Annotated in this window: 25 protein-coding genes and 1 tRNA gene; 11 read left to right on the top strand and 15 right to left on the bottom strand. The window is 66.3% G+C overall.

From position 1 onward, the window contains the following. Positions 1 to 2: 2 nt before the first annotated feature. The 7 genes from M9978_RS15150 to M9978_RS15120 form a co-directional block, all read right to left on the bottom strand. Positions 3 to 1,004, bottom strand: coding sequence for an NADPH:quinone oxidoreductase family protein (locus tag M9978_RS15150; protein ID WP_254294625.1), 1,002 nt, complete (start codon positions 1,002 to 1,004; stop codon positions 3 to 5). Continuing rightward, complete coding sequence (gene leuD, locus M9978_RS15145) at positions 967 to 1,596, bottom strand: 3-isopropylmalate dehydratase small subunit (protein WP_254294623.1); 630 nt, start codon at positions 1,594 to 1,596, stop codon at positions 967 to 969. The genes M9978_RS15150 and leuD overlap by 38 nt, the downstream gene beginning before the upstream one ends. A 223-nt stretch (positions 1,597 to 1,819) precedes the next feature. Beyond that, entirely contained in the window at positions 1,820 to 3,259 is a 1,440-nt protein-coding gene (gene leuC / locus M9978_RS15140) for a 3-isopropylmalate dehydratase large subunit (RefSeq protein WP_254294621.1), read from the bottom strand. A 70-nt stretch (positions 3,260 to 3,329) separates the two neighbouring features. Next, a complete protein-coding gene (locus M9978_RS15135) occupies positions 3,330 to 3,989 on the bottom strand; it encodes a ferritin-like domain-containing protein (protein ID WP_254294619.1) in 660 nt (219 codons plus the stop codon). 54 nt (positions 3,990 to 4,043) lie between these two features. Continuing rightward, positions 4,044 to 4,694, bottom strand: coding sequence for a CoA transferase subunit B (locus tag M9978_RS15130; RefSeq protein WP_254294616.1), 651 nt, complete (start codon positions 4,692 to 4,694; stop codon positions 4,044 to 4,046). Next, positions 4,694 to 5,653 carry an HAD family hydrolase gene (locus tag M9978_RS15125; RefSeq protein WP_254294614.1) on the bottom strand — a complete coding sequence of 320 codons (960 nt, stop codon included), beginning with the start codon at positions 5,651 to 5,653 and terminating at the stop codon, positions 4,694 to 4,696. The genes M9978_RS15130 and M9978_RS15125 overlap by 1 nt, the downstream gene beginning before the upstream one ends. Beyond that, positions 5,650 to 6,357, bottom strand: coding sequence for a CoA transferase subunit A (locus M9978_RS15120; RefSeq protein WP_254294613.1), 708 nt, complete (start codon positions 6,355 to 6,357; stop codon positions 5,650 to 5,652). Before M9978_RS15120 ends, M9978_RS15125 begins: the two co-directional genes overlap by 4 nt. A 233-nt stretch (positions 6,358 to 6,590) precedes the next feature. Here M9978_RS15120 and M9978_RS15115 point away from each other — a divergent pair, with 233 nt between their 5' ends. Then, positions 6,591 to 6,815: a hypothetical protein gene (locus tag M9978_RS15115; RefSeq protein ID WP_254294611.1), complete on the top strand. Its 225-nt coding sequence runs from the start codon at positions 6,591 to 6,593 to the stop codon at positions 6,813 to 6,815. 62 nt (positions 6,816 to 6,877) lie between these two features. On the opposite strand, the gene M9978_RS15110 is transcribed toward M9978_RS15115, so the two are convergent. Continuing rightward, positions 6,878 to 7,150 (bottom strand): GlsB/YeaQ/YmgE family stress response membrane protein, encoded by a 273-nt coding sequence (locus M9978_RS15110; protein ID WP_302054034.1) that lies wholly within the window; start codon positions 7,148 to 7,150, stop codon positions 6,878 to 6,880. Positions 7,151 to 7,264: 114 nt separating this feature from the next. Between M9978_RS15110 and M9978_RS15105 the strand changes: the two genes are divergently transcribed. Both M9978_RS15105 and M9978_RS15100 read left to right on the top strand, forming a co-directional pair. Then, positions 7,265 to 7,789, top strand: coding sequence for a gamma carbonic anhydrase family protein (locus M9978_RS15105; RefSeq protein WP_254294609.1), 525 nt, complete (start codon positions 7,265 to 7,267; stop codon positions 7,787 to 7,789). 61 nt (positions 7,790 to 7,850) lie between these two features. Continuing rightward, the gene (locus M9978_RS15100) at positions 7,851 to 8,834 is read left to right on the top strand and encodes an NAD(P)H-dependent flavin oxidoreductase (protein ID WP_254294607.1); all 984 of its coding nucleotides are present in this window, start codon (positions 7,851 to 7,853) and stop codon (positions 8,832 to 8,834) included. Here M9978_RS15100 and M9978_RS15095 read toward each other — a convergent pair. Beyond that, positions 8,831 to 9,295, bottom strand: coding sequence for a DUF1465 family protein (locus M9978_RS15095; protein WP_254294605.1), 465 nt, complete (start codon positions 9,293 to 9,295; stop codon positions 8,831 to 8,833). The two genes, M9978_RS15100 and M9978_RS15095, sit on opposite strands and share 4 nt — an antisense overlap. Before the next feature lie 79 nt (positions 9,296 to 9,374). Further along, entirely contained in the window at positions 9,375 to 9,572 is a 198-nt protein-coding gene (locus M9978_RS15090) for a YdcH family protein (RefSeq protein WP_254294603.1), read from the bottom strand. A 152-nt stretch (positions 9,573 to 9,724) separates the two neighbouring features. On the opposite strand from M9978_RS15090, the gene M9978_RS15085 reads away from it, so the two are divergent. Beyond that, entirely contained in the window at positions 9,725 to 9,880 is a 156-nt protein-coding gene (locus M9978_RS15085) for a YdcH family protein (protein ID WP_254294602.1), read from the top strand. Between the two features lie 241 nt (positions 9,881 to 10,121). Here the strand turns inward: M9978_RS15085 and M9978_RS15080 are convergent, their stop codons facing one another. Further along, on the bottom strand, positions 10,122 to 10,493 hold the full coding sequence (locus M9978_RS15080) for a PilZ domain-containing protein (protein ID WP_254294600.1): 372 nt from the start codon (positions 10,491 to 10,493) through the stop codon (positions 10,122 to 10,124). 90 nt (positions 10,494 to 10,583) lie between these two features. Then, positions 10,584 to 11,048: an RNA polymerase-binding protein DksA gene (dksA, locus tag M9978_RS15075; RefSeq protein ID WP_254294598.1), complete on the bottom strand. Its 465-nt coding sequence runs from the start codon at positions 11,046 to 11,048 to the stop codon at positions 10,584 to 10,586. Between the two features lie 493 nt (positions 11,049 to 11,541). Between dksA and M9978_RS15070 the strand changes: the two genes are divergently transcribed. Next, the gene (locus tag M9978_RS15070; RefSeq protein WP_254294596.1) at positions 11,542 to 12,312 is read left to right on the top strand and encodes a PEP-CTERM sorting domain-containing protein; all 771 of its coding nucleotides are present in this window, start codon (positions 11,542 to 11,544) and stop codon (positions 12,310 to 12,312) included. Here M9978_RS15070 and M9978_RS15065 read toward each other — a convergent pair whose 3' ends face one another. Next, the gene (locus M9978_RS15065; RefSeq protein ID WP_254294594.1) at positions 12,313 to 12,771 is read right to left on the bottom strand and encodes a host attachment family protein; all 459 of its coding nucleotides are present in this window, start codon (positions 12,769 to 12,771) and stop codon (positions 12,313 to 12,315) included. It abuts the gene before it with no gap. An 88-nt stretch (positions 12,772 to 12,859) separates the two neighbouring features. Here M9978_RS15065 and serS point away from each other — a divergent pair, with 88 nt between their 5' ends. The 5 genes from serS (at position 12,860) to rimO (ending at position 18,405) form a co-directional block, all read left to right on the top strand. Next, the gene (gene serS, locus M9978_RS15060) at positions 12,860 to 14,137 is read left to right on the top strand and encodes a serine--tRNA ligase (RefSeq protein WP_254294592.1); all 1,278 of its coding nucleotides are present in this window, start codon (positions 12,860 to 12,862) and stop codon (positions 14,135 to 14,137) included. After that, the gene (gene surE, locus M9978_RS15055) at positions 14,134 to 14,898 is read left to right on the top strand and encodes a 5'/3'-nucleotidase SurE (RefSeq protein ID WP_254294590.1); all 765 of its coding nucleotides are present in this window, start codon (positions 14,134 to 14,136) and stop codon (positions 14,896 to 14,898) included. The genes serS and surE overlap by 4 nt, the downstream gene beginning before the upstream one ends. Positions 14,899 to 14,953: 55 nt before the next feature. Then, complete coding sequence (locus M9978_RS15050; protein WP_254294589.1) at positions 14,954 to 15,982, top strand: M23 family metallopeptidase; 1,029 nt, start codon at positions 14,954 to 14,956, stop codon at positions 15,980 to 15,982. Then, on the top strand, positions 15,983 to 17,002 hold the full coding sequence (locus tag M9978_RS15045) for a potassium channel family protein (protein WP_254294587.1): 1,020 nt from the start codon (positions 15,983 to 15,985) through the stop codon (positions 17,000 to 17,002). 74 nt (positions 17,003 to 17,076) lie between these two features. Further along, entirely contained in the window at positions 17,077 to 18,405 is a 1,329-nt protein-coding gene (rimO, locus tag M9978_RS15040) for a 30S ribosomal protein S12 methylthiotransferase RimO (protein ID WP_254294586.1), read from the top strand. Positions 18,406 to 18,423: 18 nt separating this feature from the next. Here the strand turns inward: rimO and M9978_RS15035 are convergent, their stop codons facing one another. Continuing rightward, the gene (locus tag M9978_RS15035) at positions 18,424 to 18,885 is read right to left on the bottom strand and encodes a hypothetical protein (protein WP_254294585.1); all 462 of its coding nucleotides are present in this window, start codon (positions 18,883 to 18,885) and stop codon (positions 18,424 to 18,426) included. 92 nt (positions 18,886 to 18,977) lie between these two features. Between M9978_RS15035 and M9978_RS15030 the strand changes: the two genes are divergently transcribed. Then, positions 18,978 to 19,051, top strand: a tRNA-Gly gene (locus tag M9978_RS15030). A gap of 5 nt (positions 19,052 to 19,056) precedes the next feature. Here the strand turns inward: M9978_RS15030 and M9978_RS15025 are convergent. Further along, the gene (locus M9978_RS15025) at positions 19,057 to 19,497 is read right to left on the bottom strand and encodes a hypothetical protein (protein WP_254294584.1); all 441 of its coding nucleotides are present in this window, start codon (positions 19,495 to 19,497) and stop codon (positions 19,057 to 19,059) included. Positions 19,498 to 19,518 lie beyond the last annotated feature (21 nt).

Below are 19,518 nucleotides of genomic sequence, written 5' to 3'. Positions count from 1 at the left end.
GGTCAGTTCGCCACCCTCACCACCAGCTTGCCGATCGCGCCGCGCCCGGCGAGCTTCGCGATCGCCTTGCCGCCATCCTCCAGCGCGAAGGTCTCGCTGACATGGGGCGAGATCTTGCCCGCTTCCCACAGCCGGAACAGATGCTCGACATGCGCCGCGTTGGCCTTGGGATCGCGCGCCGCGAAGGCGCCCCAGAACACACCGCAGACGTCGCAACTTTTGAGGAGCGTGAGGTTGAGCGGCAGTTTCGGGATGCCCGCCGGAAAGCCGACCACCAGATAGCGCCCTTCCCAGCCGATCGAGCGCAGCGCCGGCTCGGCATAGTCGCCGCCGACGGGATCGTAGATGACCTGCGCGCCATTCGGCCCGACCGCTGCCTTGAACTGCTCGGCAAGCGCCTTGGACTGGTCCTTGTCGAACGGCGCGCGGCCATAGACCAAGACCTCGTCCGCTCCCGCCGCGCGTGCGGCCGCCGCCTTCTCCTCGCTCGATGCCGCCGCGACCACGCGCGCACCGAACGCCTTGCCGAGTTCGATCACCGACAGCCCGATCCCGCCCGCCGCGCCCAGCACCAGCAGCGTGTCGCCAGCCTTCAAATGCCCGCGGTCGAGCAGCGCATGGATGCTGGTGCCATAGGTCATCAGCAGCGACGCGCCCTGCTCGAAGCTCATGCCGTCCGGCATTCGGTAAAGCCGCCGCTGATCGACCGCGACCTTCTCCGACAGCCCGTTGAACCCGGTCGCGCCCAGCACCCGATCGCCGATCCGGAGCGCAGTTACGTCCCCTCCCACCGCCTCGATCACGCCGGCGATCTCGCTGCCCGGCGCGAACGGGCGCGGCGGCTTCAACTGGTATTTGTCCTCGATGATCAGGACGTCGGGATAGTTGATCGCACACGCCTTGACCGCGACCAGCACTTCGCCCGGCGCGACGGTCGGATCAGGCAATTCTTCGAGCGTTAGAGTTTCAGGTCCGCCCACCTGCTTCGACAGCAACGCCCGCATTACTGCTCTCCCGCACGAGCCACGGCCGCGATTCCGCCGCCGACGACTCATATTTCGAAATCGCGGTATCTCTTGCCAGCGTCAGCCCGACCTCGTCCAGCCCTTGCATCAGGCAATCGCGGCGGAATGGGTCCATCTCGAATGCGAAGCGGTCCTGAAACGGCGTGGTGACCGTCATCGTCTCGAGGTCGATCGTCACCGCATCGGTTTTCGCCACCTCGACCAGCCGGTCGATCGCTTCCTGCGGCAGCACCACGGCGACAATCCCGTTCTTGAAGGCGTTGCCCGAGAAAATGTCGGAATAGCTCGGCGCAATCACCGCCTTGATGCCCATGTCGGCAAGCGCCCAGGCGGCATGCTCGCGGCTCGACCCGCAGCCGAAATTGTCGCCCGCGATCAGAATCGGCGAGCCGGCATAAGCGGGATCGTCGAAGATGTTACCCGGCTGCGCACGCACGCTCTCGAACGCGCCCCTGCCCAGCCCTTCGCGGCTGATCGTCTTCAGCCAATGCGCCGGAATGATGATATCGGTGTCGATATTCTTGGCGCCCCACGGATAGGCCTTGCCCTCGACCTTCTTCACCGCTTCCATCTTCAGACTCCCGATGCCTGACGCGCCAATGCGGGCGCGCGGTTGCCCGCCGCCCGTTCGCGATCGGCCGTGTTTCGAACGTGCCGCGCGCTCAGGGCGCGGCGCGTGCCTGCACGGGCGTTTCCACCGCCTGCGCCGTCGCGGTCGCATAGAGCGCCGCTGCGCCACTCAGCGCCGTTCCTGCAACCAGCATCACCAATACGCGCTTCACCGGCCGTTCCCCTCATTGGGCACCCATCAGGTCCCGAACGTCCGTCAGCTTTCCAGTCACCGCCGCCGCCGCCGCCATTGCGGGTGAGACGAGGTGGGTACGCGCCCCCGGACCCTGCCGTCCTACGAAATTCCGGTTCGAAGTGGAAGCGCAGCGTTCGCCCGGCGGCACCTTGTCCGGATTCATCGCCAGGCACATCGAACAGCCCGGCTCGCGCCACTCGAACCCCGCCTCGGTGAAGATGCGGTCGAGCCCCTCGGCCTCAGCCTGGCGCTTGACCAGCCCAGAGCCGGGCACGATCAGCGCCTGCCGCACGCCGTCGGCGACGTGGCGCCCCTTCACCACCGATGCGGCGGCACGCAGATCCTCGATCCGGCTGTTGGTGCAGCTGCCAATGAAGATGTTTTCGACCGCGATGTCCTGCATCCGCGTGCCCGGCGTCAGACCCATATAGTCGAGCGACTTCTGCGCGGCGATCCGCTTGGCGGGGTCCGCGAAGCTCTCGGGATCGGGCACCACGCCAGTGATCGGCACGACGTCCTCCGGGCTGGTGCCCCAGGTGAGCGACGGCGAGATGTCGCTCGCGTGAAGCTGCACGACCTTGTCGTATTGCGCGCCAGCATCGGTCGGCAGCGTCCGCCACCACGCCAGCGCCCTGTCCCAATTCTCGCCCTGCGGCGCCATCGGCCGCCCTTTGAGATAGGCGTAAGTGGTCTCGTCGGGCGCGATCAGGCCGGAACGCGCGCCGCCCTCGATCGACATGTTGCTGACCGTCAGCCGCCCCTCGACCGAGAGATCACGGATCACATCGCCGGTATATTCGACGACATAGCCGGTGCCGCCCGCCGCGCCCGTCTTGCCGATGATCGCCAGCACGACATCCTTGGCCGACACGCCATAGCCCAGCGTGCCATCGACGCGAATTTCCATCGTCTTGGATTGCTTGAGCAGCAGCGTCTGCGTGGCGAGCACATGCTCGACTTCGCTCGTGCCGATGCCGAACGCCAGCGCCCCCAGCGCGCCATGCGCCGAGGTGTGGCTGTCGCCGCAAACGAGAGTCGTGCCGGGCAGCGTGAAGCCCTGTTCCGGCCCGACGACATGCACGATGCCCTGCTCAGGCGCGGTCGCGCCGAAATAGTCGATGCCGAATTCGGCAACATTGCGCTCCAGCGCGGCGAGCTGCTGCGCGCTTTCGATGTCGGCGATCGGCAGGCGGTTGCCCGCCGCATCGATCCGCGCGGTGGTCGGCAGATTATGGTCCGGCACCGCCAGCGTCAGGTCGGGCCGCCGCACGCGCCGTCCGGCCATGCGAAGCCCCTCGAACGCCTGCGGGCTGGTCACTTCGTGGACGAGGTGGCGGTCGATATAGATCAGGCAGGTGCCGTCGTCGCGGCGCTCCACGACGTGCGCGGCCCAGATCTTCTCGTAGAGGGTGAGCGGTTTGCTGGCCATGATGCGCTCGCCTTACGCCTTTGCTGCGCGGCGGCAAGCACAGGCGACGTTTCCAAGGGCGAAGCTGGGCTTAGATCGCAGCCTCGCCCGCGTCCGCCCAGGTGTCGCGCCGCCGCAGCCGCGGATTGAGGAACAAAGCCGGCAGCTTGAGGAACAGCAGTTCGGAATGGATGAACCCGTCGACCGCGCGCTCCCACCAGCGCGGCTCGCGCTTGCCGTGATCGCGCAGCCAGCCGTCATAGGGCGCCCAATGGCTCGGCTCGTCGCGGTGAATCACCTGAAAGATGCGGATCAGCGCCTTGTCGTGCCGCACCAGCGGGTGGCGCAACAGGATTTCCACCTGCCTGAACCCGCGCTGCTCGGTCAGCGAGATCACCCGGCACAGCCGTTCAAACTGCGCGTCCTCGGCGATGATGCGATCAGTGTCGAGATTGTCGATCGTGCGGCAGAACATGATCTCGACGAAGCGGTCGATATGGCCGCAGGTGCGGTCGATGCGCAGCGGCATTTGCCCGCGCAGCTCGAACCAGCGCTTGAACATCAGGTAATGCTTGCGCTCGTCGGCGCGGTGCTTCTCGATCGCGGCGATCAGCGCATGATCGTCGGGCGCCCGCGCCCGCACCGCCTCCAGCACCCGATCGATGCTCGTATAGCCGCGATGCTCGTTATAAATGTAGATGGAGCCGAGCAGGTCCAGATAACGGCGGCGGAACCATGCAATCATAATCATGGACGCTACGCCCGCGCCGGTACCCGCACAAGCGGAACCGGCGCGGATGTGACGTCACGCCGCCGCGAGCGCGACTTCGTAATTCGCCGTCGTTTTCGCGGCGACCTCTTCTTCGGTCACGCCCGGCGCCAGCTCGATCAGGCGGAACGGCGAGTCATGGTCGGCGCGCTGGAACACGGCGAGATCGGTCACGATCATGTCGACGACATTCTTGCCGGTCAGCGGCAGCGTGCATTCACCGATGAACTTGGGGCTGCCGTCCTTGGCGTTGTGCTCCATCACGACGATCACCTTCTTGACCCCGGCGACCAGGTCCATCGCGCCGCCCATCCCCTTGATCATCTTGCCGGGGATCATCCAGTTGGCGATGTCGCCATTCTGCGCGATTTCCATCGCGCCCAGCACGGTGAGATCGACATGCCCGCCGCGGATCATCGCGAAGCTGTCGGCGCTGCTGAAATAGACCGACTGCGGCAATTCGCTGATCGTCTGCTTGCCGGCGTTGATCAGGTCGGGGTCTTCCTCGCCTTCATAGGGGAACGGGCCGATGCCGAGCATGCCGTTTTCCGACTGCAGCGTCACCGTGACGCCCGCCGGAATATGGTTCGCCACCAGCGTCGGGATGCCGATGCCGAGGTTCACGTAAAAGCCGTCCTTCAGCTCCTTGGCAGCGCGGGCGGCCATTTCGTCACGGGTCCAGGGCATCACTTCTCTCCGTTGGAAGCAGTTGAAATCGCCGCGGTGCTGCGCACCGGGTTGGGGAGCAGGAACCAGCCCGCGCCCCATAACGGCGCGACCATCGTCTCGGTCACGGCGGCCGGCTGCCGACCGCTCGCGTCGGCCGGCGGGAAGAGGTCGCTGAAATCGCCCAGCGCGTCGCCGACCATCGCGACCACGCAATAGCTGGCAGCGATGGTCTGGCGGACGCCGTCGCCCGGCAACCCACCGCGCAGCTGCAGCGTCTTGCCCGGCTCGACTTCTCCAAGCCCCAGCCGAGCAACCGCCGCCGCCACGCCGCTCGCGCCCTCCGGCATGCGCGCGCTCGTGAAAATCACGGCGATCCCTTCGCGCCGCGCCGCCGCGACGCCATCGACGGCGCCCGGAACCGCAACGAGCGGGTCGCTGCCGTCGCCCTTCCACCGCCGCCATCGCGCGTCAGCGTCCGCGCTCTTGGCCGGGTTCTCGTCAAGGTCGAACAGGATCGCGAGCGGCTTGGACTCGCACGGCACATAGCGCGGCGCGTCCAGCGTCGATCCGGGCTCGAGAACGACCGAACGCAGCGGTTCGCCGCGCCGCCGTTTGGCGGCCTGAGCGGACAGATAGATCCACAGCGCCTGATAAGCCTGCAGGCTCGCCGCCGCATCCTCACCCGCTGCGCTATCCGGCCGCGGCAGCTCGGTCAGCGTCGTCGGCACGATGCGATCCGCCGACGGCAACGCTGCCGTGCCGACGTCGCGCACGGCATCCTGCGCGGCCTGCGTCTTCAGCGTCGCGGGCACCGCTTCGCGCTTCGCCGCATCCGCCTGTCTGCGGACAGCTTCGCGATCGCGCAGCTTGTCGCGTGCGATCACGCCGCCCGCCATCACCGGAATCGCTGCCGCCACGCATCCGCCCGTCAGCACCGCCGCCGACGCAAGCACCAGCGCGGCGCGCAGCCGGATCACACGGCTTCCCGGGCTCGCGTCGTGCGGAACTCGATCTTCTTGTCGTAGGGCGCGCCGATGATCATGCGCTTCACATAGATGCCGGGCAGGTGAATCGCGTCGGGATCGAGGCTGCCGACCGGCACCACTTCCTCGACCTCGGCGACGCAGACGTTCGCCGCGGTCGCCATCGGCTGGTTGAAGTTGCGCGCGGTCTTGCGGAAGATCAGATTGCCCGCCTCGTCCGCCTTCCAGCCCTTGATGATCGAAAGGTCGGCGCGGATGCCGCGTTCCAGGATATATTCCTGGCCGTCGAACACCTTGCTCTCCTTGCCCTCGGCCACCTTCGTGCCGACGCCGGTCTTGGTATAGAAGCCCGGAATGCCCGCCCCGCCCGCGCGGCAGCGCTCGGCCAACGTGCCCTGCGGGCAGAATTCGACCTCGAGTTCGCCGGCAAGATACTGGCGCTCGAACTCCTTGTTCTCGCCGACATAGGACGAGATCATCTTGCGGACCTGACGCGAACGCAGCAGCTTGCCCAACCCCTCGCCGTCGATCCCGGCATTGTTGCTGGCGATGGTCAGGTCCTTGACGCCATGGTCGCGGATCGCGTCGATCAACCGCTCGGGGATGCCGCACAGCCCGAACCCTCCGGCACAGATGGTCATGCCGTCATGCAGCAATCCGTCCAGAGCGGCGGCTGCGTTGGGGTAGAGCTTGTTCATCGCGCGAGTCTCCCTCTCTCGTCTCGCGCGGCGGATAGGGGAGCGTTGCGGCCCGCGCAAGCGCAGCGCCGCCGGGCCAGCAACGCCTGCGGACGGGCAAAGCGGTCGCACAGCTCGGCGTTACGCGACGAAATTACGCTGCAGTGCGGCGAAATTACGTGCGGCCGGATTGTGAAGATTTAATCGTTCGCGCATAGGCTGGCGTCGGGGACACGCGTGGGCGGGGTTGAGGAATGATCGAGTTTTCCGTTTTCATCTACGGCATGTTGTCGATGTTCGTGTTGCTGTCGGCTGAGCAAAATCGCCGCCTCGCGCGCCCGAACCCGCAAATGGTGACCGTAGTCGGCTGGGGTCTGTTCTCCATGTCGTCGACGCTGGCGGTGCTGTTCGGGGCCGTGGGGCTGGCGGTCGCACTCGGTGTTCACGTCCCTGGCCTGCCCGACGCGGCGCTTCGCTGACGCAAAAAATTGGGGCGGACAAGCCGCCCCAGTTGCTTGGGAACTTCTGCTTCAGGCGTGGATCAGCGCACCGATCCGCGGCGCACCAGATTGACGATCGCAAGCAGCACGACCGCACCCAGGAACGAGATCAGCAGCGACGTCGCGCTGAACGAACCTTCGGTGATGCTGGCGCCGCCGATCATCGGCGTGATCAGCAGGCCCGCCAGCAACGCGCCGACAATGCCCACGATGACATTCAGGAAAATGCCCTGCTGGGCATCGGTGCGCATGACGATGCTGGCCAGCCAGCCAAGCACGCCGCCCACGATAAGCAATACGATAAGGTTGATCATCTGCCGTCTCCCGTAAACCGGCTCGGCAGCGCCGAGTCATGTGGATATACGGTTGAAACGGCGGGACGTTCCGCCACCGTGCAAAATGCGCAGTCGCGGCAAGGGGGCTGAAAAATGGCGATTTATGCATTCGAGGGCGTGACGCCGGTGGTCGATGCGGATGCTTGGGTCGCGCCGAGCGCCGACGTCATCGGCGATGCAAGGCTAGCAGCCGGCGCCAGCGTGTGGTTCGGCGCGGTCATCCGTGCCGACAACACGCCGATCATTGTCGGCGAACGCAGCAACATCCAGGAAAATGCGATGCTGCATTCCGACGCCGGCGTACCGTTGACGATCGGCGAGGACTGCACGGTCGGCCATCAGGCGATGCTCCACGGCTGCACGCTCGGCGATCGCGTGCTCGTCGGCATGGGTGCGATCGTGCTCAACCGCGCGGTGATCGGCGACGACTGCCTGATCGGTGCCGGCGCGCTGGTGACCGAGGGCAAGAGCTTCCCGCCGGGCAGCCTGATCGTCGGCAGTCCCGCGCGCGCGGTGCGCGAGCTGGACCCTGCGGCCCGCGCCCATTTGTTGTTGTCCGCGCAAAGCTATGCGGACCGGCAGCGCCGCTTCCGCGCCGGACTTGTTCGCATCGATTGATTTTTCAAAGATCGGGTACGGCGCGCTGGACAGCCCGATCGGTTCGGTTATGAAACGGGTCATGGCCCTGCCCCCGCTCTTCGATCGCCTGCGCCTGCCGGTCATCGGCTCGCCCTTGTTCATCGTCTCCGGACCGGATCTCGTCATCGCCCAGTGCAAGGCGGGGATCGTCGGCTCGTTCCCCGCGCTCAACGCGCGGCCACAGAGCCAGCTCGATGAATGGCTGCACCGCATCACCGAGGAACTCGCGGCGTGGAACCGCGATAATCCCGGCCGCCCCGCCGCACCGTTCGCGGTCAACCAGATCGTCCACCGCTCGAACGACCGGCTCGAAGCCGACCTCGCCACCTGCGCCAAATGGCAGGTGCCGATCGTCATCACCTCATTGGGCGCGCAGGAGGCACTCAATCAGGCCGTGCACAGCTGGGGCGGCATCACGCTGCACGACGTCATCAACGACCGCTTCGCGCGCAAGGCCGTGGAAAAGGGCGCCGACGGGCTGATCCTGGTGTGTGCCGGCGCGGGCGGCCATGCCGGCATGCTCAACCCGATGGCGTTCGTGCAGGAAACGCGGACCTGGTTCGACGGGCCGGTGATCCTGTCGGGCGCGATCGCCAATGGCGGCGCGATCCTCGCCGCGCAGGCAATGGGCGCCGATCTCGCCTATATCGGTTCGCCCTTCATCGCCACGGCCGAGGCCAATGCCGAGGGCCCGTACAAGGCCGGCATCGTTGCCAGCGGCGCGTCCGACATCGTCTACACCAACCTGTTCACCGGGGTTCACGGCAACTACCTGCGCGCCTCGATCGAGGCCGCCGGGCTCGATCCCGACAAGCTGCCGGTCAGCGACCCCAGCACGATGAATTTCGGCTCGGGCGGCAACCAGAAGGCCAAGGCGTGGCGCGACATCTGGGGATCTGGCCAGGGAATCGGTGCGGTCAAGGCGGTGACGCCAGTCGCCGACTTCGTCGATCGGCTCGATGCGGAATATCGCGCGGCGCGGGCGCGATTCGCGGCAATGGGCGCCGGGGGCTGGGCCGCCTAGAAGGCGTGCGCCAGCCGGTCGAGCATCGTGCGCGCCGGACTGACGATCACCGGCGCTTCCTCGCCCTGCGCGCTGTCGAGCCGTTCGACTCGGCGATACAGGTCGATGCTCGCCGTGATGAGCCCCTGCGCCGCCACCGGCATCACCCCGAACGACGCCTCGTCCGTCTCCGGCGCGACGCCCAGCCGCCGCGAGGGATCGAGCGCGTCGAGCGCCGGCAGCTCGCCGGCATCGACCGCGCGCTGGGTCAGCAGCCAGGCGATGACGTGCATCAGGCGAGTCGTAACCTTGAGCGACTCGCACGAGAACATCACGCGCGTCATCGCGTCGAGCGTATCCCGCTCCGCGCGCCCGAACTCGTCGAAATAGCCGCGCGCCTCGTCCGCCAGCAGCATCGATTCGGTGTAGAGCGAATCGATCAGCTTGCGGTGGATACGCGATGTGCTCACAGCCCCGATCATGCCGGCTACGCTGTCAGAAACTTCTCGTTAACGAAATAGCCAATTCACGGGAAAATCGGAGCGGCTGTGCCGGAACGAATCACGCGATGATGTCGGGGATCAGCTGATCCTCGAGCAGGGCGATCTCGTCACGCAGCCGCAGCTTGCGCTTCTTGAGCCGCGCGATCTGGAGTTGGTCGGGCGCGCCGGCCATCCGCAGCGCGTCGACCGCGACGTCGAGGTCGCGATGCTCGACCCGGAGCAGCTCCAGCCGGCGCAGAATCTCGCTTTCTTCCATCACCAGCCGCAACCCCCGCGCGCGTTCCGCAACATCGGCCCGTCGCAGATCAGCGTTGCCTTGTCGATCACCCGAATCGCAAGGGGCGACAAGCGCCGCGAATCGTGATTTACTCCATGATCCTTGCAACGATGAGCAGGAGGATTGCTTCCATGCAGAACGCGCATCTCTCGGCACTTGAGGCCAAGCACGCGACTCTCGATCGCAAAATCAGCGACGAAACGCACCGGCCATTGCCCGATCAGATGATCATCGCCCAACTGAAGCGCCAAAAACTCAGGGTAAAGGAAGAAATCGCGCTGATCTGACGCGCATATCCGGTGTCACCCTGGGCCTGGACCGGGGTGGCGCCGCTACTCGAACATTTTTTGATCCAGCACAGCTGGATGAGTGCGGCACCGGCCCGCTCCCCCACCCGGCCACCCATAGAATACACTTCCGTTGGGTGGCCGGGTGGGGGAGCGGGCGGAGCAGCTAGGCTCCAGCGATCGAAGATCGATGGAAGCTGCGGAGGGCGGTGCCGCGTTCAGCGAAGCTGAACCAAAACCGTCAGATCGCGCGGCGAACCGGCTTGGCAACCGGCGACGAGCGGCCCGCGGCGACCGGCTTGCGCGCAGCCATCGGGTCGATCTCGCGCTCGAACGCGATGCCGATGCGGCCCTCGGCAGTCCAGGCGATGCGGCCGTTGATCCAGCCTACGCCGCGCACCTCGACCTCGACCGGCGTCCCTTGCGTGATCGGCTGCGAATATTCAGCCATCAGCCCGCCCGAGGACAGGTTGCGAACGCGCACCGTCACATCCACCCCATCAGCCGTGCGCAGCTGAGCCGACAGCAGCAGACTATCCCGCGACCCATTGCGCTGGCTCGCGAGGTCGTCACTCGACAATTCGTTCAGGGGGTCGGTGGAAAACTGGTCCATCGGGCGCTCATGTTGATCTCGATGCGCGCGATTAGAGCAGCAATCACTATCCAAAGCGTTAACCCGGCGCTTCCGTGACGGGCCGCCGGATTATTCTTCGCGCGAGACCTTCTCGTTGCGCTCGTGACGCTCCTGCGCCTCGACGGTCATCGTCGCGATCGGCCGCGCCTCGAGCCGGCCGAGGCTGATCGGCTCGCCGGTCACCTCGCAATAGCCATACTCGCCATCCTCGATCCGGCGCAGCGCGGCATCGATCTTGGCGATCAGCTTGCGCTGGCGGTCGCGAGTGCGCAGTTCGATCGACCAGTCGGTCTCGCTCGATGCGCGGTCGGTCAAATCGGCTTCACGCAGCGAATCGACCTGAAGCTGGCTCAGCGTGCCCGCCGCCTCGCGATGGATCGCGTCCTTCCACGCCAGCAGCTTCTCACGGAAATACTGAAGCTGGCGGGGATTCATGAAAGGTTCGTCGGCACTCGGCCGATAACCGTCAGCCGCGTCATTGGCGGCCGGCGGCAGCTTTTCGGGGTCATCGCGATGATCGTACACGGTCGCCATTTGCACTCTCCACCCCGGATTTCCGACAGCGAAGCCGATCGAAAGTCCGCTTTTGCCCGCCGGCGCTATACGAGTGCGCAGCGCTCTCCACAAGCGTCCGAATCCACAGATTCGCGCGGCAAACCGTTATTGCCATGCGGGAAATTGCAGCGGCCTGAATCCGCTGGTCAGCAATCCTTAATAATTAACCATCTTTACTAACATTCTGGTAGTAATGAACCACCACATGTCCCTTTCAGGAACATTAACTATCGAACAGCCGACGAACCGCCTGAAATATATCGAATGATAGCCCGATATATGGTTAACGCGGTTGCGCTTAATACTTTCTTCTGCCCTTTTCTGTCACTGAGCCATCAAGGAAGCTGCTTGTTGCAGCACGGGGAACAGGTTCAGGGACAAGAGAGTAGTCGTCATGTCGGTACGGATGGCCTTGGCTAAACTTTGCGCATGTGCTTGCGGCGGCGCGGTTGTGGGTGGCGGTGCGGTCCATATGGCCGACACTGCCCGCGCCGAACGCGTCTATGTGAAGAAGCAGGCGGCGAAGAAGCGCGTGATCGTCAAGAAGCGCGTCGTGTCGCGCCCGGTCAAAAAGCGCATCGTGCGCCGCACGGTCACGACGACGCAGTGCCAGCCGCAAGTGGTGACGGTGACGACGCAGGGCGCACCCGTGCCGCTCCCGCCTGCACCCGTCTATGCCGCGGCAGCCGATACCGGCGGCGCGGTCGTCGGCGGCGGTGGCTTTGGCGGCGGCGGCGGCTTCTTCGCAGGCGGATTCTTCGGCGGCTCGGGCGGCTCGGGCAGCAGCGGCATCGTCATCTCGTCGACCACCAGCTCGGGCGAGATCTCGACCGGCGGCACGTCCAGCTCGACCTCGACCGGTGGTTCGTCCACCTCGACGGGGGGCTCCTCGACTTCGACCTCGACCGGCGGCTCGTCGACCTCGGCCTCGTCCTCGGGCGACGTCTCGACCTCATCGTCCACCTCGGCATCGACGTCCGCGTCGACCTCGTCCTCGACCTCGGCCAGTTCGTCCGGCGATGTGTCGACCTCGACTTCGAGCGGCTGGAGCACGTCGAGCGGATGGAGCACGTCGAGTTCCACTAGCACCTCGTCCTCCACCTCGAGCGGGACCAGCAGTTCGTCGGGCGGCCCCGAGCCGGTCCCGGCGCCGCCGATGGTGCTGCTGTTCGGCGCCGCCGCTGCGGCCCTGGTCGCACGCAAGCGCTTCCAGAACCGCAAGGTGAAGGAAGTGGCCGGGTAACTAAGCGGCGATCAACGCCTGCTCGATTTCAGCTATGGTATGGCGGGTGAGGTCCTTGTCGATCTCGCCCGCCAGCCGATTCTCGACCTCCTTGTGATAATGTTTGCGCAGTTCGCCCAGCGTCCCGGGCGGCGCGACGATGATCAGCGATTCGAAGTCGTTGTTGAGCGCGCGCTTGTTGAGCAGTTCCGCCGTATCCGCCGCGAAGCGGTCCTCCTCGATCTGGTGGAAATCGGCATTCTCCATCGTGCCGCCGCCCGCGGCGAAGGTGCCGCCTTCCATCCGCGTCGATTGCGCACGGCCCGACACATCGGCCGATTGCTCGTGATTGTCGGGATTATCCTGCACGCGCTTGCGCTCGACCTGCAGATTGGGATGCTCGACGTCGCCCTCGTTCCTCAGGAACAGCATCTTGCGGCCATCGGCGACCACGACAAAGGCGTTGTGGGGAACCTGCATCTCTCGTCTCCTCGATTTATTGCGGGGTGAACGCGCGGGACGCGGACCGGGTTGCGCCGTTCAACGCGCAACGCCATAGCCTGCGCCCATGCACGACATCCGCCTGATCCGCGAAAATCCCGAAGCCTTCGATGCCGGCCTCGCCCGCCGCGGCGCCGAGCCGCTCGCCGCATCGCTGACCTCGCTCGACGAGGCGCGCCGTGCGCTGACCACGCGCCAGCAGGAGGTCCAGGCGCGCCGCAACGATCTGTCGAAACAGGTCGGCCAGGCCAAGGCGGCGAAGGACGAGGCGCGCGCGCAGGCGCTGATGGCCGAGGTCGGCACGCTCAAGGACGAGCTGGAGACGCTGACCGCCGATCAGGCCGAGGCTGACGAAGCGCTGCGGACGGCGCTTGCCGCCATCCCCAACCTCCCCGCCGCCGATGTCCCGGAAGGCAAGGACGAGGACGACAACCAGCTCGTCCACACCCGCGGCACCCAGCCCGCCTTTGCGTTCGAGCCGAAAGAGCATGACACCTTCGGTCCCGCGCTCGGCCTCGACTTCGAGACCGGCGCCGCGCTCGCCGGCGCGCGCTTCACGCTCGTTCGTGGCCACGCCGCGAAGCTCGCCCGAGCGCTCGGCCAGTTCATGCTCGACACGCTGACCGCCGATCACGGCTATGAGGAAGTGAACCCGCCGCTCCTCGTCCGCGACGAGGCGGTGTATGGCACCGGCCAGCTCCCCAAATTCGCCGAGGACCTGTTCCGCACCACCGACGGCCGCTGGCTGATCCCCACCGCCGAGGTCAGCCTGACCAACATCGTGCGCGAGCAGATCCTGCCCGCCGAGGCGCTGCCGCTGCGCTTCACCGCGCTCACCCCCTGCTTCCGCTCGGAGGCGGGCGCCGCCGGGCGCGACACGCGCGGCTATATCCGCCAGCACCAGTTCGACAAGGTCGAGATGGTCTCGATCACCGCGCCCGAGGCCTCCGAAGCCGAGCATGAGCGCATGACCGCCTGCGCCGAAGGCATACTCGACAAGCTCGGCCTGCCCTTCCGCCGCATGAAGCTGTGCGCGGGCGACATGGGCTTCTCGGCGGCGCGCACCTACGACCTCGAAGTGTGGCTCCCCGGCCAGGCGCGCTACCGCGAGATCTCGTCCTGCTCGACCTGCACCGATTTCCAGGCGCGGCGGATGAACGCACGCTACCGCAACGCCGACGGCAAACCCGCCTTCGTCCATACGCTCAACGGCTCGGGCCTAGCTGTCGGCCGCACGCTGGTCGCGGTGCTGGAGAATTATCAGCAGGAGGACGGCGCGGTCGCAGTGCCCGAAGTGCTCCAGCCCTATCTGCGCGGCCTCAACCGTCTCGAACCCGCCAAGTGAAAATCCTCCTCACCAATGACGACGGCGTGCATGCGCGCGGGCTCGAAGTCCTCGAGCGCATCGCCCGCACGCTGTCCGACGACATCACCATCGTCGCGCCACTGGAGGAACAGTCCGGCAAGGGCCGTTCGCTCAGCCTGACCGAACCGGTCCGCCTGCGCCAGTTCGGCGAGCGCCGCTTCGCCGTCACCGGCACGCCGACCGACGCGGTAATGATGGCGCTCGCGCAGATCATGAAGGACGACAAGCCCGACCTGATCCTGTCCGGCGTCAATCGCGGCGCCAATCTCGCCGAGGATGTCAGCTATTCCGGCACCGTCTCCGCCGCGATGGAAGGCGCGCTCGCCGGCATCCGCTCGGTCGCGCTCAGCCAGCGCTACGGCGCGACCGCACCAGGCGAACGCGTGAGTTTCGACGCGGCAGAGACATGGGGCGAGCGCGTGCTGCGCCCGCTGCTCGAGGCACCCTGGGCGCCGCGCACGCTGATGAACGTCAATTTCCCGCCCATCCCGGCCGCTGACGTCCGCGGCATCAAGCCCGTCCATCAGGGCCTGCGCGACTATGGCCGGCTCAAGCTCGACAAGCGCACCGACCCGCGCGGTTTCGACTATTACTGGTTCGGCCTCGGTCGCGTGCCGCACACGCCAGTCGCCGATACCGATCTCGAAGCGATCGAGCAGGGCCTGATTACCGTCACGCCGCTCCATCTCGACATGACTCACCGCGAATCCTTGGATATGCTCGCCGCTGCTTATGGTTAATGCCGGGGGAGGCATGATCGCAAAGGGGGCAATGCGAGCGGGTCTGACGGTAGCGATGCTGCCGCTCCTCGCCGCGTGCATCCCGCAGGGCGCGGGACCGCGCCCCGAACCACGGCCCCAGCGTGTCGTCTATACCGGCGACCCCACCACCGCCCCTCGCCGCGAACAGGACGTCCCCGCCCTTCCCGCCCCGCCGCCCGCGTGGGAGGCCCGCCCGGTCACCCCCGACGCGCGCACCGTCACAAGCTCGACCTACATCGTCGAATCCGGCGACACGTTGCGCGGTATCGCCGGCAAGACCGGCGCCGGCTCCGAAGCCATCGCCCGCGCCAACGGCCTGGAACCGCCGTTCGCGATCCGCATCGGCCAGCGGCTGACCATTCCCGGCGGCCGCTACCACCTCGTCCGCGCGGGCGAGACCGGTATCGCCATCGCGCGTGCTTATGGCGTCGACTGGGGCCGCGTGGTCACCACCAACGATCTGGCCGAACCCTATATCCTGCGCGTCGGCCAGCGCGTGCTGATCCCGGGCGAAGACCGTCCGCTTACGCGCGAGGAGCGCGCCGCCGCGTTCCGCATCGACATCGACGACATCGTCACCGGCAGCCAGCCGGCGATCACCGAACGCGCACGCCCCGCTAAACCCTCGGCATCCGCTGCCCGCGTGCTGCCTTCGACCAGCCCGGTCGCCCCGCCCGCCGCGCTGGTCGGCGGTTTCCAATGGCCCGCACGCGGCCAGATCCTGCGCCGCTTCGGCCCCGTCGCGACCGGCGAGCGCAGCGACGGTCTCAAGATCGCCGTCCCGCTCGACACCCCGATCCTCGCCGCCGCCGATGGCACGGTCGCCTATGTCGGGAGCGACATCCCGTCGCTCGGCGGACTGGTGATGATCCAGCATGGCGGCGGCTGGACGACGATCTACGGCCATGCCGGCCAGCTCATCGTCCAGCGCGGCCAGTCGGTGAAGCGCGGCCAGATGATCGCGCTGTCGGGCGACAGCGGAACGAACCGGCCCCAGCTGCATTTCGAGATGCGGCAGGGACGCACCCCCGTCGATCCGATCCCGAGGCTCCCGGCACGCTGAATGGCGCTACTGCCCCACTCGACCCTCAAGCGGAAATCCACCCTTCCCGTCTGGGTGTCGATCAGCTGGCGCGTCCTCGCGGTGATCGGCATGTTCGTGCTCGCGATCGGCGTCCACTGGTTCGACCGGTCGGGCCTTCGCGACAATTATGACGGCCATGTCAGCTTCGCCGACGTCGTCTATTTCACGATGATCTCGATCACCACGGTCGGCTATGGCGACATCACCCCGGTGACCGACGAGGCGCGGCTGTTCGACGCGCTGGTGGTGACCCCGATCCGCATCTTCGCGGTGCTGCTGTTCATCGGCACCGCCTATAATTTCGTTCTCAAGCGCACATGGGACAAATGGCGTATGGCCGTGATCCAGAAGAATTTGACCGGCCACATCATCGTCGCCGGCTACGGCACCACCGGCGCCGAAGCGGTGGATGAGCTGATCGCGCGCGGCACCGATCCGGGCCACATCGTGGTGATCGACTGCGTCGCCGAGACGCTCGAACGCGCCCGCGATTGCGGCTGCAACATCCTTCAGGGCGACGCCACGCGCGACGCGACGCTCGAGGACGTCAAGATCCGCAGCGCCGCCTCGATGATCGTCAGCGCCGGCCGCGACGACACCTCGGTGCTGATCACCCTCACCGCGCGCCACCTCGCGCCGGGCCTGCGCATCAGCACGGTGATCAAGGCGGAGGACAATGAACTCCCCGCCCGCGCCGCCGGCGCCACCACCGTCATCAACCCGGTCAGCTTCGCCGGCCTGCTGCTCGCCAATTCGTGCAAGAGCCAGCACATCGCCGACTACATGATGGACCTGGCATCGATCGACGGCCCGGTCGCGCTCGCCGAGCGTGCCGTCACCCCGGCGGAAGTCGGTCAGCCGCTCTCGGCACTCGCCACCGGCATCGGCTTGCGCATCTTTCGCAACAACGAGATGTTCGGCTTCTTCACCCCCGAAGCGAATGCGCTCCAGCCCGGCGACACCATCGTCGAGGTGATCCACACCCAGGCGAAAGGCTGAGCGAGTCCGTCTGCGCGCGTTCGCGGCGCTGGCCACTATCTTTTTCCCCAAAAATCCCTATGTGCGCCTGCCTCATGGCAACGCGACTCCCCGAAGCCCCCAAGGTGGGCATGGTGTCGCTCGGCTGTCCCAAGAATCTGGTCGACAGTGAGCGTATCCTGACCAAACTCCGGTCCGACGGCTATGCCATGTCGGCCGATTATGCCGGCGCCGACGTGGTGCTGGTCAACACTTGCGGCTTCCTCGACAGCGCCAAGGAGGAGAGCCTCGAGGCGATCGGCGAGGCCATCGCCGAGAATGGCCGCGTCATCGTCACTGGCTGCATGGGCAAGGAGGCCGAGGTCATCCGCGCCCGCTTCCCGGGCGTGCTCGCGGTCTCGGGGGCGCAGGCTTATGAGGAAGTCGTCGGGGCCGTGCACGACGCCGCGCCGATGCCGGCCAACGCCTTCATCAATCTGGTGCCGGAAAGCGGCCTGAAACTCACCCCGCGCCACTATAGCTATCTGAAGATTTCCGAGGGCTGCAACCACCGTTGTTCCTTCTGCATCATCCCCTCGATCCGCGGCGATCTCGTGAGCCGCCGCCCTGATGCGATCCTGCGCGAAGCGGAGAAGCTGGTCGAAGCGGGCACCAAGGAACTGCTGGTCATCAGCCAGGACACCTCGGCATACGGGGTCGATATCCGCAAGGAACCGCGCATGTGGAAGGGCGCGCCGGTCGTCCCGCACATGACCGACCTCGCCCGCGAGCTGGGCAAGATCGCGCCGTGGGTGCGGCTCCACTATGTCTACCCCTACCCGCATGTCGATCAGGTCATCCCGCTGATGGCCGAGGGGCTGGTCCTCCCCTATCTCGACATCCCGTTCCAGCACGCCAGCCCCACGGTCCTGCGCACGATGAAGCGCCCGGCGAACGAGGCCAAGGTGCTCGAACGCCTCAAGAAATGGCGCAGTATCGCCCCGGACATCACGATCCGCTCGACCTTCGTCGTCGGCTTCCCCGGCGAGACCGAGGCGGACTTCCAATATCTGCTCGACTGGCTCGATGAAGCCCAGCTCGACCGCGTCGGCGCGTTCCGCTTCGAGCCGGTCGAGGGCGCCGCCGCCAACGATCTCCCCGGTGCGGTGCCGGAGGAGATCAAGGAAGAGCGCTACGCCCGCATCATGGAAAAGACCGCCGCGATCTCTGCCGCCAAGCTCCAGGCAAAGATCGGCCGCACGCTCGAAGCGATCGTCGATGAAGTCGATGGAGACGGCGCCAACGCACGGTCACAGGCCGATGCGCCCGAGATCGACGGCACGGTCTTCCTCCGCGACGCCGGCCATCTCAAGCAGGGCGACATCGTCAAGGTCGAGATCGAGGACGCCGACGATCACGACCTCTTCGGCGTGCCCGTAGCCTAACCTTGCAGCGTTGAAACCTCAGCGGCGCCGGGAACGCAGCTCGATCACTTCACCGCGATAGGCGAGCAGCGGCGTGCTGCCTCGCTCCGCGTATCGCGGGCCGGCGATTTGAGCGGGCAATCTGCACACGCGTATCGCATCCCCCATGGGCCGGGGCTCAGCCGCAGGCTTCGCCACCGCCGCTCGCGACGCCGCATAATGTAGTTCGCTCAGTTGCAGATGTGCTACGCGTGCTGCGTCCGATTGCGTCAATTGCGCGCGAACACGCTCTTCATACGCTCGTGCGAGATGATAGTTATCGGCCTCTTGCCGACCCGGCTTCCAGAGCTGGAACATCGCTTCCCCCTCCAACAATGTCGCGCGCGGCGCACCGGTCCGCCGGTTTCTTCCGCCGCGCGTGATCATTATGGGTAATGCAGGAAACTTACGTAATGTGATGAGAACATGGTTAATGCCAATTTTACCATTTCCGCCAACCATGCCGCGTCCCGGCTGCCGCGCGCCCAAGGCGAGCGACCGCTTTTTGCCCTTGCTTAGAACAGGTGCGATGTGGATAGAGGGCGCGGCCTCTCGCGGGTGTAGCTCAATGGTAGAGCAGAAGCTTCCCAAGCTTACGACGAGGGTTCGATTCCCTTCACCCGCTCCAGCTTCCTAGCCGTCGCGGCCCCAGTTCAGCGTGATCTTCGTGCGCGCGCCGACCGCCTCGGTCAGCACCATGAAATTGCGCTTCGTCCCATCCTTCGCCGAATAGATCGGGCTGGGCGTATCCGCGATCAGCGCGTCCTGCATCCCGAACGCCTTGGCCTGCTCGCGATACCAGGCGGTTACGTCGGCAGCCTTGTCGGCGGTCAGATAGATCACGGTGCCGCTCTCGCGGCGCGGCGACGGCCCCTTGCCCGAGGTGCAGCTCTGAATCTGCGCATCGGGTCGCAGCACGACGAAATCGGGCCGCTGGTCGCATTTGACATGGGCCGGATCGATCGGCGCCTCGGGACCGGGCTGCGCGCCCTCGGCCTTGGCGGTCTCGTTGCCCGCCGGTGCGCCACCACATGCCGCCAGCATCGCCGCTGCCCCGAGAACCAGCCACCGCATCGCCTACCCCCGTCCGTTGCG

Origin of the sequence: Sphingomonas tagetis (assembly GCF_024211275.1) — a bacterium.
GTDB classification, from domain to species: Bacteria; Pseudomonadota; Alphaproteobacteria; order Sphingomonadales; family Sphingomonadaceae; genus Sphingomonas; species Sphingomonas tagetis.
Note: the sequence above shows the minus strand (reverse complement) of the source record. Positions and strands in the feature narration are given on the sequence as shown.

Coding starts and splice junctions, on each gene's coding strand:
- leuD (WP_254294623.1), bottom strand. CDS start 1,596: ATGGAAGCGGTGAAGAAGGTCGAGGGCAAGGCCTATCCGTGGGGCGCC.
- M9978_RS15135 (WP_254294619.1), bottom strand. CDS start 3,989: ATGATTATGATTGCATGGTTCCGCCGCCGTTATCTGGACCTGCTCGGC.
- dksA (WP_254294598.1), bottom strand. CDS start 11,048: ATGGCGACCGTGTACGATCATCGCGATGACCCCGAAAAGCTGCCGCCG.
- M9978_RS15120 (WP_254294613.1), bottom strand. CDS start 6,357: ATGAACAAGCTCTACCCCAACGCAGCCGCCGCTCTGGACGGATTGCTG.
- M9978_RS15110 (WP_302054034.1), bottom strand. CDS start 7,150: ATGATCAACCTTATCGTATTGCTTATCGTGGGCGGCGTGCTTGGCTGG.
- M9978_RS15045 (WP_254294587.1), top strand. CDS start 15,983: ATGGCGCTACTGCCCCACTCGACCCTCAAGCGGAAATCCACCCTTCCC.
- M9978_RS15090 (WP_254294603.1), bottom strand. CDS start 9,572: ATGGAAGAAAGCGAGATTCTGCGCCGGCTGGAGCTGCTCCGGGTCGAG.
- M9978_RS15150 (WP_254294625.1), bottom strand. CDS start 1,004: ATGCGGGCGTTGCTGTCGAAGCAGGTGGGCGGACCTGAAACTCTAACG.
- M9978_RS15065 (WP_254294594.1), bottom strand. CDS start 12,771: ATGCAGGTTCCCCACAACGCCTTTGTCGTGGTCGCCGATGGCCGCAAG.
- M9978_RS15080 (WP_254294600.1), bottom strand. CDS start 10,493: ATGGACCAGTTTTCCACCGACCCCCTGAACGAATTGTCGAGTGACGAC.
- M9978_RS15100 (WP_254294607.1), top strand. CDS start 7,851: ATGGCCCTGCCCCCGCTCTTCGATCGCCTGCGCCTGCCGGTCATCGGC.
- M9978_RS15025 (WP_254294584.1), bottom strand. CDS start 19,497: ATGCGGTGGCTGGTTCTCGGGGCAGCGGCGATGCTGGCGGCATGTGGT.
- M9978_RS15130 (WP_254294616.1), bottom strand. CDS start 4,694: ATGCCCTGGACCCGTGACGAAATGGCCGCCCGCGCTGCCAAGGAGCTG.
- M9978_RS15115 (WP_254294611.1), top strand. CDS start 6,591: ATGATCGAGTTTTCCGTTTTCATCTACGGCATGTTGTCGATGTTCGTG.
- leuC (WP_254294621.1), bottom strand. CDS start 3,259: ATGGCCAGCAAACCGCTCACCCTCTACGAGAAGATCTGGGCCGCGCAC.
- M9978_RS15050 (WP_254294589.1), top strand. CDS start 14,954: ATGCTGCCGCTCCTCGCCGCGTGCATCCCGCAGGGCGCGGGACCGCGC.
- M9978_RS15070 (WP_254294596.1), top strand. CDS start 11,542: ATGGCCGACACTGCCCGCGCCGAACGCGTCTATGTGAAGAAGCAGGCG.
- M9978_RS15085 (WP_254294602.1), top strand. CDS start 9,725: ATGCAGAACGCGCATCTCTCGGCACTTGAGGCCAAGCACGCGACTCTC.
- M9978_RS15105 (WP_254294609.1), top strand. CDS start 7,265: ATGGCGATTTATGCATTCGAGGGCGTGACGCCGGTGGTCGATGCGGAT.
- rimO (WP_254294586.1), top strand. CDS start 17,077: ATGGCAACGCGACTCCCCGAAGCCCCCAAGGTGGGCATGGTGTCGCTC.
- M9978_RS15035 (WP_254294585.1), bottom strand. CDS start 18,885: ATGGTTGGCGGAAATGGTAAAATTGGCATTAACCATGTTCTCATCACA.
- serS (WP_254294592.1), top strand. CDS start 12,860: ATGCACGACATCCGCCTGATCCGCGAAAATCCCGAAGCCTTCGATGCC.
- M9978_RS15095 (WP_254294605.1), bottom strand. CDS start 9,295: ATGATCGGGGCTGTGAGCACATCGCGTATCCACCGCAAGCTGATCGAT.